General features: G+C 44.5%; 13 protein-coding genes, 1 pseudogene and 1 riboswitch. Of the genes and pseudogenes, 9 read left to right on the top strand and 5 right to left on the bottom strand.

All coding sequences use genetic code 11. The features are described from left to right. On the top strand, positions 1 to 145 hold a 145-nt coding region (locus BMZ71_RS15415; RefSeq protein ID WP_177187434.1), incomplete at its 5' end, for a transposase. A gap of 2611 nt (positions 146 to 2756) precedes the next feature. On the opposite strand, the gene BMZ71_RS00010 is transcribed toward BMZ71_RS15415, so the two are convergent. Continuing rightward, a complete protein-coding gene (locus BMZ71_RS00010) occupies positions 2757 to 3881 on the bottom strand; it encodes an IS4 family transposase (RefSeq protein ID WP_093234103.1) in 1125 nt (374 codons plus the stop codon). A gap of 163 nt (positions 3882 to 4044) precedes the next feature. On the opposite strand from BMZ71_RS00010, the gene BMZ71_RS00015 reads away from it, so the two are divergent. Then, the gene (locus BMZ71_RS00015) at positions 4045 to 4935 is read left to right on the top strand and encodes a hypothetical protein (RefSeq protein ID WP_086988379.1); all 891 of its coding nucleotides are present in this window, start codon (positions 4045 to 4047) and stop codon (positions 4933 to 4935) included. 365 nt (positions 4936 to 5300) lie between these two features. Next, positions 5301 to 5519 (top strand): hypothetical protein, encoded by a 219-nt coding sequence (locus BMZ71_RS00020; RefSeq protein ID WP_068560214.1) that lies wholly within the window; start codon positions 5301 to 5303, stop codon positions 5517 to 5519. A gap of 272 nt (positions 5520 to 5791) precedes the next feature. Here the strand turns inward: BMZ71_RS00020 and BMZ71_RS14770 are convergent, their stop codons facing one another. Continuing rightward, the gene (locus tag BMZ71_RS14770; RefSeq protein ID WP_177187433.1) at positions 5792 to 5938 is read right to left on the bottom strand and encodes a hypothetical protein; all 147 of its coding nucleotides are present in this window, start codon (positions 5936 to 5938) and stop codon (positions 5792 to 5794) included. 304 nt (positions 5939 to 6242) lie between these two features. Here BMZ71_RS14770 and panB point away from each other — a divergent pair, with 304 nt between their 5' ends. Genes panB through panD form a run of 3 tightly spaced genes read left to right on the top strand, consistent with a single transcriptional unit; the run spans position 6243 to position 8341 of the window. Further along, complete coding sequence (panB, locus tag BMZ71_RS00030) at positions 6243 to 7082, top strand: 3-methyl-2-oxobutanoate hydroxymethyltransferase (RefSeq protein WP_370684629.1); 840 nt, start codon at positions 6243 to 6245, stop codon at positions 7080 to 7082. A gap of 14 nt (positions 7083 to 7096) precedes the next feature. After that, positions 7097 to 7939, top strand: coding sequence for a pantoate--beta-alanine ligase (gene panC / locus BMZ71_RS00035; protein WP_086988382.1), 843 nt, complete (start codon positions 7097 to 7099; stop codon positions 7937 to 7939). A gap of 15 nt (positions 7940 to 7954) precedes the next feature. Further along, positions 7955 to 8341, top strand: coding sequence for an aspartate 1-decarboxylase (gene panD / locus BMZ71_RS00040; protein ID WP_086628237.1), 387 nt, complete (start codon positions 7955 to 7957; stop codon positions 8339 to 8341). Between the two features lie 72 nt (positions 8342 to 8413). Here panD and BMZ71_RS00045 read toward each other — a convergent pair whose 3' ends face one another. Then, positions 8414 to 9373 carry a lactate/malate family dehydrogenase gene (locus tag BMZ71_RS00045; protein ID WP_086988383.1) on the bottom strand — a complete coding sequence of 320 codons (960 nt, stop codon included), beginning with the start codon at positions 9371 to 9373 and terminating at the stop codon, positions 8414 to 8416. A gap of 3 nt (positions 9374 to 9376) precedes the next feature. Next, on the bottom strand, positions 9377 to 10090 hold the full coding sequence (locus BMZ71_RS00050; RefSeq protein WP_068562524.1) for an HAD family hydrolase: 714 nt from the start codon (positions 10088 to 10090) through the stop codon (positions 9377 to 9379). A gap of 184 nt (positions 10091 to 10274) precedes the next feature. Continuing rightward, positions 10275 to 10429, top strand: a riboswitch (Lysine riboswitch). A 217-nt stretch (positions 10430 to 10646) separates the two neighbouring features. Here BMZ71_RS00050 and BMZ71_RS15505 point away from each other — a divergent pair. Together BMZ71_RS15505 and BMZ71_RS00065 are read left to right on the top strand one after the other, a co-directional pair. Beyond that, positions 10647 to 12298: pseudogene (locus tag BMZ71_RS15505) on the top strand (ABC transporter substrate-binding protein/permease). Between the two features lie 19 nt (positions 12299 to 12317). Continuing rightward, positions 12318 to 13058 (top strand): amino acid ABC transporter ATP-binding protein, encoded by a 741-nt coding sequence (locus tag BMZ71_RS00065; protein ID WP_369813501.1) that lies wholly within the window; start codon positions 12318 to 12320, stop codon positions 13056 to 13058. Between the two features lie 61 nt (positions 13059 to 13119). On the opposite strand, the gene def is transcribed toward BMZ71_RS00065, so the two are convergent. After that, positions 13120 to 13680 carry a peptide deformylase gene (gene def / locus BMZ71_RS00070; RefSeq protein ID WP_086988386.1) on the bottom strand — a complete coding sequence of 187 codons (561 nt, stop codon included), beginning with the start codon at positions 13678 to 13680 and terminating at the stop codon, positions 13120 to 13122. A gap of 220 nt (positions 13681 to 13900) precedes the next feature. Here def and gdhA point away from each other — a divergent pair, with 220 nt between their 5' ends. After that, entirely contained in the window at positions 13901 to 15247 is a 1347-nt protein-coding gene (gene gdhA / locus BMZ71_RS00075; protein WP_086988387.1) for an NADP-specific glutamate dehydrogenase, read from the top strand. The last annotated feature ends 46 nt before the right edge of the window (positions 15248 to 15293 follow it).

Consider the following 15293-nt stretch of genomic DNA (forward strand, 5'->3'; position numbering starts at 1 on the left):
ACAGAGTATTCGTCTTCGGTTTTTCAAGATTGCCGGGAAACTGATCCACAGCGGAAGACGCATGATGCTAAAACTCAGTACCCATCATGTCTATCAAGACGAATTTTTTCATATCTTACGGCAAATTCAATCCTTGTCTTGGTGAGATCCCGCTAATTTAAAAAAATCGTTCGAACAAAGGGATTAGTATGCCCAAAAACACAATAACAATCGCACTCCGTGCTTCTTTTCGTCTCTAAGAGACATTTTGAAAGGGAAAAAATAACAACTCTGCCAAAAATCCAATACTGCAGATGAAATAGGGTTATTCATGTCAAAGTTTCGGGTAGTATGAATAATTCAGGGTGATATTACATGACGAAAGATGACAAATACAAACTGACGGCTTCTGGGACAAAGTTGTTAAAAGTGTTGGTAAATCCAGATAGTTTAGGTAAATGTGTAACTGAGTGTGCAATCTCGCTAACGTGAATTACGGAGATGCCGAAAGCAAAATTGCGTTGGGCATAATTATAGCTGCATCCAAAGATGGCTTGAGCAACGAGCTGACTTTTCAGCCGGTTGGATGCCGCATCCAGAAATGGATTGGGCTGTTAGTCAAAAAAGACTAACAGCCCAATTTGTTCGGAACTGACTAGATTCGGTCTAGGGAGATAGGCCGCCCTAAAATGGGGCACCCTTTAGTTGTCGTACATTTTTGTTCGATAGCTAAAGGGGTTGCGAATGTGAGCATAAATGCCTATATGATTAAATCGAAAAAAACATACCGCTAAGCGCGTTTTGATATTTGATATATAAATTGCTCATAGGCGGGTATTTCTTTCGATGTGGAATATTTGGACGGTCAATGCGATGGAACTACAGGCGAAAGGTTAGCTATCGAATTCAGTCGCGATATGCGACGGTATTATTTGATCTCGGTAACGATTTGTTAATGGTTTCAGGGGACTGTAACGCACCGACCCCTTTTGATTATGAGGTAGCGCGATCACCTGACTAGGCATTCCCCCAGCTCAGAACAGCAGCAGGATGACGCCCTAAAATGGGGCCCCATAGTAGGGTTACCCAAAATTGGGGAGACCTAACAAGGTGTCGTTAATTCTAACAGAATGTTCCATGGGTTGCGGAATATCACGCAGCCTTAAAGATCGGTCAAAAACTGGATAGATTTTTCTGGCCAAACCTTTAGCTCAAACAGGAGAATGTGTGTTTTCTGGTATAATTAAGGAGTAAGTAAGAAAGGTGGTGAACAACATGGAAACATCATATAAATTGGTAGATAGCGTAGACGAGGAAGGGAAATCGATCCTTGTATTTATAAACCCGAATAACCCTAGTAATATCGAAGTAGTCAATCCAAGAGACATTAACAACGAACGAACAAGGTAACAAAAACTGAACAAGCTGATTCTACGTATAAATGCACATCTATTTTCTTGATACTGCATCCAGCTGAATATGTTCAAAACTTCCGTTACTCCTTAATGGATAGCGTTTTTTTATTTTGGGTTGCGGGAAATTACGCAGGGTTGCACAAAACTATGCCGGCCTCTAAAGAGAGTCGTGGTTCCAGATGATCTTGGATGCGAGAGGGTGCTGAAATTTCAGCAAGCCCAAGAGAGGTTACCCAAAACTGGGGAGACCCCGGAAATTTTTCCGACAAGTTCCGTCGCGAAACGCGACTGATCTTTATTCCAGTTTTGGAAGAAAGTGAACCGGCTCAAAATTGAGCGGGTTGCGGACAAAAGTGTCTGTCACTGAAAGGGTGACCCAAAATTGTCCTACCCTAATGCACCGAATTAGTGCACTAGATTCGACCTGTGAAAAGCTGAGTACCTGAAATGGGTATGCAGATATGCTCAAAACTGAGCCGACCTTACAGATGCCTCCAAAATTGGAGAGGTCTATCATTTATTGGTCGATCTTTTTTGAACAACCAACCCGCGACCTAACATAACGTTACCCCAGCCGTTTGAAATAAGATGCCGTTAAAATTAACGAGATCTAAAGTTCAGCCGAAAATTCGGCCGAACTAACGGAATCGCAAAGCGCGACTGCATCCAGGAACCATCTCAGATTTGAGACGCTGAAAGCCGAAAGCAGAATTGCGTTGGGGTGTCCAAAATTGGACAGGCCTAAGCTATCGTACAAAAATGTGCGACAGCTTGCAGAGCCGAGCTGACTTTTCAGCACGGGTCATATTAGATTGGGCTAAAGCCAAAGTTGGCTTTCAGCTGGACAGAACGAAACGTTCCCAACTGTATCTATGAGTCCTTAAAATAGGGAGTCATGCAATGATCGGGCCTGCATAGTTTTATGCCACCCCTGCCGTCGTTTAAAACGACGTCGTCTTTTGGCCAGAACTAACGAACCCTGTCAAATTTGACGAAGTTCAGATCTGGTGGCGTAAAATTGCGCTGGGAGTATCCAAAATTGGATGGTCCTATGAGGCCCTGAAATAGGGCGGCCTTCACAAGCTGAGTCGGTGTTTCACCTGGTCTGGGTGTCGGTGATCTGCAGACCCCTTTTGAATTGCTGTAGTTAATTGGAAAGGCGTCTCATTTTGGCTATTGTTATTTATTTGTATTTTGTCACTAGTGTTGCATAAACTTTTAAAGTGCTTTCCATAAATTACTTTCGGGAAAAAATGCAAAAAAATTCTTATGCTTACGCAGAAAGATGACTTTCTCCAGATTGTAATAATAATGAACTATATCAATGTATTTTTATTTCTTCCTGTAGTTGCAAGCGTCCCTTTATTTTGATTCGGTCGGTTTTCCCCGAATCCTAGTCTCCCAAAGCTCACTAGCTTTCCATAGGAAAGCGAATAGATAGCGCTGGATTGTCAGGGCAGAAAGATCAGAGTGTGTTTCCAACTTTACCAGATAGGTGAGAAGCTGCGCCATCAAAGCAAGATAGATTTGGTTTTTTAGGCCATTTTCTTCCTGCGTGAAGAATTTTTTGATAGTCGTCTGCTGCTTTAGTTGCTTGAAAAACAGTTCTATCTGCCAACGAGAACGGTACATCTGACTGATTTCTTCCGCTGACAAATCGAACCGATTGGTAATGATGCGCAGCCTATTCTCCTGTGTATCCGTTACTTCCACTAAACGATACGGTTCTGTTAGATATCCATTCTTTCCGCCCAAAACGACCATCTGATCTTGGAGGATGTCTCCTCCCGGAGGGACCTCGTATTCGGACATTACATGTACAAGGGTATTCTTCTTGATGCGAGATACGAAGAAGAATCCACCATAGGAAAATTTATCGAACAACTCGAAGTCCATATACCCCCGGTCAAAGATATAGGTGGCCAGCTTCTCGTCAACCACGATTTCCAGTTTATTGACATCATGCACGGAAGCATTCGTGAGGACTGCCTTGTCTGGGTAGGCGTCGCCTTTCCCTATATAAGCGAGACGGAGGTGCAATTTTATGCCTGACTTGGTGCTCCGAAACTCGGCCCAAGGATAGCGGTTTTTATTCAGAGAGACAGTTGTCGAATCGACGATGAACGCTTTAGGAAGCTTGTCATTACGCTTATTTTGGTTAGCGAGAGCTACCAAAAAGTAAAATATTTCCTCCAGAATGGCAGAATCAATCCCACGGATTTTCCGAGAAATCTGTGAAGAACTGAGAGACTCTAAACCAATCGCGGCTTGAAAGTCTGGGTTCAACAGGGAAGCTTGTATATCCCGGAGACTGGCTCTTTGGCTGTATACAGCATTGAGCATCAACTTGAGAAAACGGTCAAAAAAAAGTTTTTTGACATAAGCATCCGTCGGATCGATTTTTTCTTGAAGTCCTACTGGTAGATTTTCAAAAGAGACAGGTTCAGTCCATTTACAAAATGAAGTTTTTCCTATATGCTTATCCATAGTAGTCGTCCTTTATAGTGGTCTTGGATAAGTCATCTTACCAACCATTGTAAAGGACTTTTTATTTTTGTCTAAAAATTCGGTTTGTTTATTTTTTAATGCAACACTAGTGGTATTTTGTTAATATAAAAATAAACAATTCATACTTTTGAGGAGTTGCCTAGTGGAGAATGCCATAGATAACCAAAAAATTACATTTAAAATTGCTGGAAATGAGTTGCAAAAGGAAGAAGGCTACAATCTAAGGTTTATTTTAGAATCTCTTTCCAGTTTTGAAACTTTGCTGGATAAAACCTATTTACATTTTGAAAATAAAAGTAGAATGTCTGAAAATGATAAAGAAAATTTAAGTATCAGATTGGTTGAGGTGAGGGAGGGGTCTTTCATTGCTGATTTAGTTATTCAGATGAGGGATCTAGCCTTGCCGATTGCTCCGTTAGTAGCAGAAAATTCCGAGCATATTTGGAATGCCGTTAAAACATCTTATTCTTATATTAAAACAGTACTAAAAGCGCGAGAGGAGGGGAAAGAAGTGGAGTTGAATATGGATAATACTCAGCAAGGTATTCAAGTTGTAAATACAGGTTCGGGGAATGTTACGATCAATATTAATCCAGAGATTCCACCTCTTGCGTCGAAACTTGCACCAACATTTTCGGAAATGGCCAAAAAAGTTGATGGGGAAAATGTATCCTCAATTCAATTTTCAAGTGAAGATCATGTTGAGGTGACTTTCACAGAAGAAGAAAAAGTCCTCTTTAAAAAAAGAAATTATTTAGACGAAACCGTTTTTGAATTAAGTGGGAAAATTACGGGATCGTATTTTAGTTCATTATCTGGTCAGATTCAAATTTTAGAGAATCAACATGGAATTCCTGCAGGTGTATACCGGTTTAAAGCAACTGAGAATTTTCGTGATGAGGATCAGTGGAAAAGTATGTATTTAGAGGAAAAACGTTATTCATGTCAAAAGCGTATATCTCTTGATCCAACAAAAGGGTTTGAAGAAAAAGTAGAAGAGCTGCAGATTCTCGCTGTAATTGATGATGTTTAAATAGATGCAATAAAACTTCTGCCCCGTGGTTTTTAATGTCTAAATCCACGTCTATATGCACGTCTATTTGATTCTTATCGTTTAGCATTACTTATTCGGTTGAAATTTTATCTTCTATAATATAAGCAATTTTTTTGTAGTCGGTTGGAATTGATTGCAATCGCCACGGATATACCCATCGTCTCCATCAAATTAAATTAACAGACCCTAGGAAATTTGATACAGAGCCATTTCTGTGTTTTCTAAGGTCTGTTTTTTTGATCATGCAATGGATCATGTAAGACTAAAAATTCATATATGCATAAATATTCATAAGCACGGGTGTATCAATAACTCAAAGAGGCTAGCTAGAGGGAAGAGATGAAATGATGAGAAAAACAAAATATTATATAACAACGAGGACGAATCGGAAAAATTTCCTTTTGAAATACGGTGACTGGATGTTTAAGTATGTTCCGGAGAGCAAAACCTGGGAAGCATCCGATTATTGGTACGAAGAAATCATCATGAACGCTTCTGCAGATTTTGAGGAGATAACCGAGGAGCGCGCGAAAGAGATAATCGCGGACGACGGTGTCTTTTAAATTTGAACACAAAAATGAGTAGCTAATTTTTAAAATTAGCTACTCATTTTTGTGTTCAAAATAAAGTGGAGCAACCTCTAAGGAAACTCCATATTACAATTATTGGCAAAAAGGGGAGGCGGGGGCACAGAGCGGTTTAAGTGTGTGTGTATATCCGCGAATGGAACTTTCCAAACTGCCACGCGCATCACAACCGCGAGATAAACGCTCGCTGGACAAGCTATGGGTGTTCCCGGAAGATCGGTATTTCAATGCCGATATAGTTCGCCTGTTTATTTTTGCTTCTTTTTCAAGTACTCCGCACGTAATTTTTCAAGTTGTTGCTTTTTGTCAAATTTGGCAGGCGTCTGTTTTTCATGATACTTCGTCACAGCTGCCTGACCTTTGTAATCCAATTGGTATTTTCCCATTTTGTTCACCTACTTTTCTCGTCCTTGAAGATAATCTCTTCAACAAATAGATTATACCTTATTTTAGTGGAGTTAACCTTATTACTTTATTGTCACTGAATATAATGAATTCACTCTACTGAAGTCGGTAGGTGGTCGGCTATCTAAATGTTATTTTTTTGTCCAAGCCTATTTCTGCTGCAGTCCAATCGAAATATACAGTTGTCGTGACAATTGGCTTTATTCGTAGGGCTTCCAGTTTCAAAAAGTAGTTGACATTATTCCCTGCAGAACGTAATGTGTGAATAATATATTATATTTGGATGAAGAGAGGATGAGGATTCGGGTGAAGAAATCGGTTTTGACTTTCCGCAATGCCAAGCAGAAGAATGAGCGTTTGACGATGCTGACTGCCTACGACTATTCCACTGCCAAACTGATCGATGCTTCGGGCATCGACTCGGTACTGGTGGGGGATTCGTTGGGGATGGTGATGTTGGGCTATGAAGACACCTTATCGGTAACGATGGAGGATATGATCCACCACACCAATGCTGTCGCCAGAGGGGTAAAGGACGCCTTGGTCGTAAGCGATCTGCCGTTCATGTCTTATCAGACATCCGTCTATGATGCGGTCGTCAATGCCGGCAGGCTGATCAAGGAAGGCCGGGCACAGGCAGTCAAACTGGAAGGTGGTCTTGAAGTCTGTCCGCAGATCAAGGCAATCGTGGAAGCTTCCATACCAGTCATGGCGCATCTCGGTTTGACGCCGCAATCCGTCAATGCTTTCGGTGGATTCAAGGTCCAAGGCAAAGATGAGGAAGCGGCGCGTAGTCTGATCGAGCAGGCGAAGGCTGTCGAAGCGGCTGGCGCCTTTGCGGTGGTGCTGGAATGCATCCCAGCCAAATTAGCTGAGTTGATCACAAAGAGCATTTCGATACCGACCATCGGCATAGGCGCGGGGAACGGATGCGACGGCCAGGTGTTGGTCTATCAGGACATGCTGGGACTCTACTCCGATTTCACGCCGAAATTCGTCAAGCGTTATGCAGAAATAGGGCCGCAGATGGAGAACGCCATCGAAGACTATATATCTGAAGTGAAAAGCGGCGCGTTTCCGGCAGCGGAGCACACCTTTGCGTTGTCAGATGCGGTCATCGAAAAATTATATTAGAGGAGTAATCACGAATGAAGATTGCAGCAACGGTTGAAGAAATCCGCAGTGCCGTGAAGGCCTGGAAAAAGGAAGGTTTGTCGGTTGGCTTTGTTCCGACGATGGGCTATCTCCATGAAGGCCATCAAAGCTTGATGCAGAAAGCCGTCAGCGAAAATGATCGGGTGGTCGTCAGTATTTTTGTGAATCCGATGCAGTTCGGTCCATCCGAAGATTTGGAAAGCTATCCAAGAGATCTGGAAAAGGATGCCTCTTTGTGCGAAGCCAGCGGAGTGGACCTGATTTTCCATCCCGAGCCGAAAGAAATGTACCATCCCGATTTCAGCAGCTTTGTGGATATGCATGGTCTGACGGAGAGTCTATGCGGGAAAAGCAGACCGGCCCATTTCCGGGGCGTCTGCACAGTCGTGACAAAGCTATTCAACATCGTGCAGCCGGACTGTGCCTATTTTGGACAGAAGGACGCCCAACAATTGGCGGTTATCCAGCAGATGGTCCGCGACCTGAATCTGGACGTCACCGTCATCGGCTGCCCGATCATCCGGGAAGCGGATGGATTGGCTAAAAGTTCGCGCAACAGTTACCTGTCAGCAGATGAGCGTAAGGCCGCACTGGTGCTGAGCCAAGCGCTCGAAGTCGCCAAGCAGTTGCTTGCGAACGGAGAACAGAATGCTGCCAAAATCCGCAATGCGATTTCGGAAACGATCCAAGCCGAACCGATCGCGAAGATCGACTATGTGGAGTTGGTGGATGCGCGCACGCTGCAGCAAGTGGACACTGTCGAGCGACCTGTATTAGTGGCTTTGGCGGTATATATCGGAAAAACGCGTCTGATCGATAATTTTATCACGGAATAAGTGGGGGGAAAAACAATGCAACTCAATATGCTAAAAAGTAAAATACACCGCGCCGTTGTTGTCCAGGCGGAGCTTTCCTACGTGGGCAGCATCACTGTCGACAAGGATCTGCTTGACGCCGCAGGGCTGATCGAATATGAGAAGGTCCAAATCGTCGACATCGACAACGGTGCCCGGTTCGAAACTTACGTCATCGCAGGCGAACGCGGCTCGGGCATGATCTGCTTGAACGGTGCCGCTGCCCGTTGCGTTCAGGTGTCCGACAAAATTATCATCATGGCTTACTGCATGATGGATGAACAGGAAGCGAAGGAACACAAACCGCTGGTGGTGTTTGTCGATGAGCAGAACGCCATCACAACAGTCACACGCTATGAAGAGCATGGCAGACTCAGCATGTAGGCTTGTCTATATAGGAACAAAAAGAAGCGCAACCGCATCCGGCCAATCAGCCCTGATGCGGTTGCGCTTTTCCTATCTCACGGATTGCAGCGTAAATTGAATATCTTTGATGGAGAGTTGCAGTTTTTCGTATTCCTCATCATCCAGCGGCAAAGGGATCTGTTTCTCCAAGCCGTTCCTGCCGATGATGCAAGGCATGCTGAAGGCCGCTTCGCCGTGGCAGTTGTATAAGCCATTGACAGTTGCGGTCACAGGGAAGATGCTTTTCTCGTCTAGCATGACAGCGCGGGCCAAGGCCGCTGCGACTTCCCCGATGCCTGAATTGGTCCAGCCTTTCCAGTTGAAGACATCAGATGCCGTGTGGACCACTTCTTGGCTGACGAATTCCTGGTCCAATGGTATCGCGGGCATTAATAAAGCATCGCTTTGGGAAAGGGTGAGCGCACCCACAGTCGTGCTGCTGAAAGCCGGGAAGGCGGTACTGCCGTGTTCGCCCATGATGTATCCGCTGACGTTCTTTGGATCGACCTGATAGTGGGCAGCAACAATCTGACGGTAGCGGAAAGTATCCAAAGTCGTTCCGGTGCCGAAAATCTTGCCTTTCGGATAGTTGAACTCATTTTCGGCGATGTAGGTGATTGTATCGACCGGATTCGTTATCAGGATGATGATGGCATCTTTTGTGTACCGGGTGATGCCTGTCATGATTTTGCGTATTTCAATGGCATTCTCTTTGCCCATCAACGCTCTTGGCGGCATATCTTCACCCGGGCGCGGCTTCTCACTGACGCCCGCGGAAATGATGATGATGTCGGCATCGGCGCAATCCGCGTAATCGCCGGCGTATATTTTACTGTTTGTCCGGTAGCTGGCGGCCAACGCATGGCGGTGGTCAAGAGCCTCGCCTCTTGCCGTGTCCTTGTTGCTGTCGATCAGGATGATATCGGAAAATAAGTTGAGGTGACTGCAGTCGGTCAATACCTGGGAACCGACATGGCCGACCCCGATGATGGCTAATTTTGTCTGGATCATAGGTCACATTTCCTTTCGTTTTGAGATGTTGTCATTTATGGCTTGGTGCATTTCCGCAACAGAATAGAAGGTTGGCTCCAGCACCATTTTTTCATCCTCCTGCTTGCGGCGATGGTTGTACCACAAGGTAGTCCAACCGGCAGCCTGACCGCCGATGATATCCGTTTCATACGTATCCCCGATGAAAAGCAGCTCGCCGGGAGTTGCGTTCAAAGACTCCTGAACATGCGCGAAGGCTTCGGCATAGGGTTTTGGGCAACCGATATTTTCGGAAATGAAGATGCGTGCTGGCGGCACCCATCGCTCCAGATTCAAGGCGTTGAATTTTTTCATCTGGTGTTTTTCAGGACCGTTTGTGAAGACGGCAATTGGTATATTTCTATTTTCCAGTTCATTCAAAAGCCGCTCGATACCGGGACTCAACACAATCTCCCCTTGCCTTTTTTGATAGGATTTCTGGAAGTGCATCGCTTCTTCGGCGGTGAGCGGAAGACCCAAGTCGGCGAATGTATGCTGTGTGCGCATGATGTGTGACTCGGCTAGCGTCAGCTCCCCGCTGGAGAATAGGTCGAAGGCGTTGTCACAATGCTCGCGGAAAAGAGCGAAGCTGGCTTCGTTACTGTAGTTGTTCCTAAAGCTGTAATCTGCCAATGTTTGGAAGAACGGCCTTGATGTGTCGTATAGGGTATCATCCAAATCGAATAGAATAGTAAACATTATTGAAACAGTTCCTCCCTTTTGTTATTAAAGTCAGTATAGCATCCAAAATCGGTATTTAAAATGAAATAAAACAAGGACAGCCAGTGCGTGAAGGGTACTGGCTGGCTTAGCAAAGCTCTTTTTGTTGCAAATTAAAATTACGTACAGTATAATAGCATACAATAATGTCATACGATCATACAATAATGGAAGAGGCTGCGGACATCAAGAGTAAAATGCCCATTTGAAAGGGGTGTTCGCCGAAATACAGCATTGGCTGTGTTGGGGTCAGGATTAAGAATCCTGGCACTGTCAGAACGATTTGCCCAAAATCGTTTGTGGAGTACTTTCGGTATTGCGGGCAGAAGGAAGCTGGATTATAGGGCCTTTTGCTTTATAGTCTATTTTTTTGCACAAAAACGGACTGAATTATCGTTGTTATGACGCTCTATGGGTAGAAAGGTGGACAAAAACGTAGTTGGACAAGAGGGTTGTTTAATTTTTTTGAGCATGTAAATAGGACTATAAACATTAGGAGGAACTAGAGATGAAAGTAAAAACATGGAAAACAACAATGGCGGCTTTGATGGGTTTGTTTATTTTAGCGGGTTGCGGTAACGGAACTACTGAGGATTCATCGGCAGCAGATGGTTCGGCTGAATCGGATGCATTCGTAGTCGGAATGGAAGCGGGATATCCGCCTTTTAACTGGACACAAAATGATGACAGCAATGGCGCAGTGAAAATTGATGGCGCTGACGGTTACGCAAATGGCTATGATGTTCAGATGGCCCAAAAAGTGGCGGACGGCTTAGGCAAGGAATTGGTCATCGTCAAAACAGAATGGGATGGTCTGGTTCCGGCATTGGTTTCATCTAAAATCGATGCAATCGTTGCAGGTATGTCTCCGACAGATGAACGCAAAGAAGCAATCGATTTCTCGGATTCCTACTATACAACTGAATTGGTAATGGTCGTAAAATCTGATGGGGCTTATGCAAATGCAACAACTTTGGCTGACTTCGCTGATGCAAAAGTCACTGCACAGTTGAACACGTTACACTATGGCGTCATCGATCAGATTGAAGGCGTGCAAAAGCAACCGGCAATGGATAGTTTCACATCTATGCGCGTCGCATTGGAGTCAGGCACAATCGATGCTTATGTCTCGGAACGCCCGGAAGCAATCAGCGCTTCAGCAGCCAATTCAGCTTTTAAAATGATCGAATTGGATCAAGCGGATACGTTTGAATTATCCGTGGCTGATTCAGAGATCGCAATCGGCTTGATCAAAGAAAGCGAATTGAAAGATCAGATCAACGAGATTCTGAGCGGTATCACCGAAGAAGAACGAATCCAAATGATGGAAGAAGCAATCAAAAACCAACCATCAGCTGAATAATTCTGGTGGATGGGACATCAAAAAGGGGCATAAATTAAATGGAGTTTAGTTGGGTTATCCGCATCATCGAAGAAAACTGGAGACAGTTTTTATCAGGTGCGTGGACAACATTATATATAGCTTTAATCGGGACCATCATTGGGTTGGGAATCGGTCTTATGATTGGTGTCATCCGTACGATTCCGGTTGCTGAATCGGGATGGAAAAAACATGTGTACAATATGGTGAATTTTTTGCTGTCATGCTACATCGAAATTTTCCGTGGTACGCCGATGATCGTTCAAGCAATGGTCATCTATTATGGCGCGGCTCTGGCGTTTGATATTGACATGAACCGTATCTTCGCAGCGTTGCTTATCGTATCGGTCAATACAGGTGCTTACATGTCGGAGATTGTCCGCGGTGGAATCATTTCCATCGACAAAGGGCAATTCGAAGCAGCCCAAGCAATTGGGATGAACCACCTGCAAACGATGCGCAATGTCGTCATGCCTCAGGTCATCCGGAATATCTTGCCGGCGACAGGGAACGAATTCGTCATCAATATCAAGGATACGTCCGTGTTGAACGTCATCTCCGTTTCGGAATTGTTCTTTACGACCAAATCGATTTCCGGAAATAATTTCCGTTATTTCGAATCATTCTTCGTGGCTTCACTCATTTACTTCGTCATGACCTTCACGGTGACACGCATTCTGCGTGCCATCGAAAGAAAAATGCAAGGCCCTGATAATTATCAGATGATGGGTGCGGGTCAAGACCAATTGACTACACCAGAATTAATGGCTCGCAAAAAACAAGCAGAAAGAGACAGAGCAAATTAATTGCCACGGGAGGAATCATTTGATGGAAAAAGTAATCGACGTACAGCATCTGAAGAAGAACTTCGGTCAGCATGAAGTGCTGAAGGACATCGATTTCAGTGTGAATAAAGGGGAAGTTGTTTGTATCATCGGTTCATCAGGGTCCGGTAAATCGACGCTATTGCGCTGCATCAATCTACTTGAAAAACCGACAGCGGGAGAAATCATCTACAACGGCGAGAACGTTTTGGACTCGAAGCATGATATCTTCAAGTACCGCAGTAAATTAGGGATGGTATTTCAGCAATTCAATTTGTTCAACAATTTGGATGTGCTGCATAATTGTACTGTAGGACCTGTGAAGATTCTGAAAAAGTCCCAACAGGAAGCCGAAAAAATCGCCATGGGTTATCTGGAGCAGGTCGGAATGGGTAAATTCATCAATGCCAAACCGGAGCAGCTGTCAGGCGGCCAAAAACAACGCGTTGCCATCGCCCGCGCGTTGACGATGGAGCCGGATGCGCTATTGTTCGATGAGCCGACATCGGCTTTGGATCCGGAGATGGTGGGCGAAGTATTGAAAGTCATGAAGGATCTTGCCAACAGCGGCTTGACGATGATCGTCGTGACGCATGAAATGGAGTTTGCGAGAGAAGTTTCCGATCGCGTCATCTTCATGGATCAAGGCGTCATTCTGGAGCAGGGAGCCCCTGAAGAAATCTTCTATCATCCAAAAGAGGATCGGACGAAGCAATTCCTGGAGAGATATCTTACAAAATGAAAAAAAGAAGAACGGTTCTGCACTAAATGCAGGTCCGTTCTTCTTTTTTATTCATTTCTTCCTATTCGATGATGATGACATCGTCTGCAGCTGCAAAGGGTGCCTGTTCATTGATGTGATCGTAGAACATAACGCCGTTAAGATGATCGATTTCGTGCTGGACAACAATGGCTGTGTATCCTTTGTAGCGCGCTTTGTGGGTCACACCTTCGGCATCCTGATAGGATACCGTAATGCGGCTGTGTCTGACGACAAATCCCGGAACTTCGCGGTCCACTGAAAGGCAACCTTCTCCGCCCTTAAGGCAGGCGCTTTCGATGGAGTGGCTGATGATTTTAGGGTTGAACATCACTTTAGCCAATTCAGGAGGATCATCTTCATATTCCCCTGGTATCAGCAGCGCAATGATGCGTTTGGATACGTCGATTTGCGGCGCCGCCAAACCGACTCCTGCGCGCAAGTTGAGTTGCTCGGCGATTTTTTCGTCCTGACTGTTCGAAAGGAACTCCATCATTTCTGCGGCGACTTTCCGATCCTCCGCAGATAAAGGGAAAGCGACCAAGTCGGCTGACTTCCGCAATGTAGGATGACCTTCACGGATGATGTTATCCATAGTGATCATGCATGCATTCCTCCTTTTACTGGTTTTTATATTGAAATGATTGGACTTGCAAACTGCAAAACACTTCACGTTACATAGTACACGTTTCGAAAAAAAAAAGCTAGACTCATCTTTTCTCTTGTAATATAGAATGGGTATGTGTAAAATAGAAAAATGAAAAAATGATTACACAATGGTGTGAGGTTTTTTTAACTCTATAGCGAAAGAAGAGATGATTTTTATGACAGCTGCTAAAGATTATATTGAAAAAGTCTATAAAAAGGTTGAAGATAGAGGCCCGCATCAAAAAGAATTCTTACAGGCGGTAAGAGAGTTGTTCGATACGATCGAGCCTGCTTTGGAAAAAAATCCGCACTATATAAAATGGAACATTCTTGAAAGAATGGTGGAGCCTGAACGCATCGTTTCCTTCCGAGTTCCTTGGATGGATGATAAAGGGGATGTTCAAGTCAACAAAGGATTCCGCGTCCAATTCAATTCGGCTATCGGACCCTATAAAGGCGGTCTGCGCTTTCATCCTACCGTCAATGAGAGCATCCTGAAATTTTTAGGTTTTGAACAGATCTTCAAAAACAGCCTGACCGGATTACCGATCGGCGGCGGAAAAGGCGGATCCGATTTCGATCCTAAAGGCAAATCCGATGCTGAAGTGATGCGTTTCTGTCAATCATTCATGACTGAGCTGCAAAGACATATCGGCCCTACGCTGGATGTTCCTGCTGGCGATATCGGTGTTGGTGGACGTGAAATCGGTTATATGTACGGCCAATACAAACGCTTAAACGGTGCTGAAACAGGTGTTCTTACCGGTAAACCAGTCGTCATGAACGGAAGTTTGGCGCGTACAGAAGCGACTGGATACGGCTTGGTGTACTATACACAGGAAATGCTGAAAGCAAATGGTAAATCGTTTGCCGGTCAAAAAGTAGTTGTTTCCGGAAGCGGAAACGTAGCTATCTATGCTATCCAAAAAGTTCATGAATTTGGCGGAACTGTTGTAGCTTGTTCCGACTCGAACGGTTATATCTACGATGAAACAGGTATCGATGTCGAATTGCTACAGGATATCAAAGAAGTTCGTCGCGAAAGATTGACGGTCTACGCTGCCGAAAAAGCGACAGCGGTATACAAAGACGGCAGCGTCTGGGACTTCGATCTGAAATATGATATTGCCTTGCCTAGCGCTACGCAAAATGAAATCGATAAAGACCAAGCTGAAAGATTAGTAAAAGCTGGCGTTTATTGTGTCAGCGAAGGCGCGAACATGCCGAGTACGTTGGAAGCTGTGGAAGTCTATGCGGACAATAATATTTACTATGGTCCGGCTAAAGCGGCCAATGCAGGGGGAGTCGCCACTTCGGCACTCGAAATGGCACAGAACAGTGCTCATAGCCATTGGACATTCGAAGAAGTTGACGGTAAGCTACAGGCTATCATGGCAAACATATTTAAGACAGCTGAAAAAACAGCTGAAGAATATGGCATACCGGGAAATTATTTGGCAGGCGCCAACATCGCGGCGTTTGTGCAAGTTGCCGATGCCATGATTTATCAAGGCTTAGTGTAATAAAGCGCAGTACAAATTCAAATAAAAAAGGTCATTTCTTAAAATT

It is taken from the genome of Trichococcus flocculiformis (genome assembly GCF_900113645.1).
GTDB classification, from domain to species: Bacteria; Bacillota; Bacilli; order Lactobacillales; family Aerococcaceae; genus Trichococcus; species Trichococcus flocculiformis.

Coding starts and splice junctions, on each gene's coding strand:
- BMZ71_RS00020 (WP_068560214.1), top strand. CDS start 5,301: ATGATGAGAAAAACAAAATATTATATAACAACGAGGACGAATCGGAAA.
- BMZ71_RS00010 (WP_093234103.1), bottom strand. CDS start 3,881: ATGGATAAGCATATAGGAAAAACTTCATTTTGTAAATGGACTGAACCT.
- BMZ71_RS00045 (WP_086988383.1), bottom strand. CDS start 9,373: ATGATCCAGACAAAATTAGCCATCATCGGGGTCGGCCATGTCGGTTCC.
- panD (WP_086628237.1), top strand. CDS start 7,955: ATGCAACTCAATATGCTAAAAAGTAAAATACACCGCGCCGTTGTTGTC.
- BMZ71_RS00050 (WP_068562524.1), bottom strand. CDS start 10,090: ATGTTTACTATTCTATTCGATTTGGATGATACCCTATACGACACATCA.
- gdhA (WP_086988387.1), top strand. CDS start 13,901: ATGACAGCTGCTAAAGATTATATTGAAAAAGTCTATAAAAAGGTTGAA.
- panC (WP_086988382.1), top strand. CDS start 7,097: ATGAAGATTGCAGCAACGGTTGAAGAAATCCGCAGTGCCGTGAAGGCC.
- panB (WP_370684629.1), top strand. CDS start 6,243: ATGAGGATTCGGGTGAAGAAATCGGTTTTGACTTTCCGCAATGCCAAG.
- def (WP_086988386.1), bottom strand. CDS start 13,680: ATGATCACTATGGATAACATCATCCGTGAAGGTCATCCTACATTGCGG.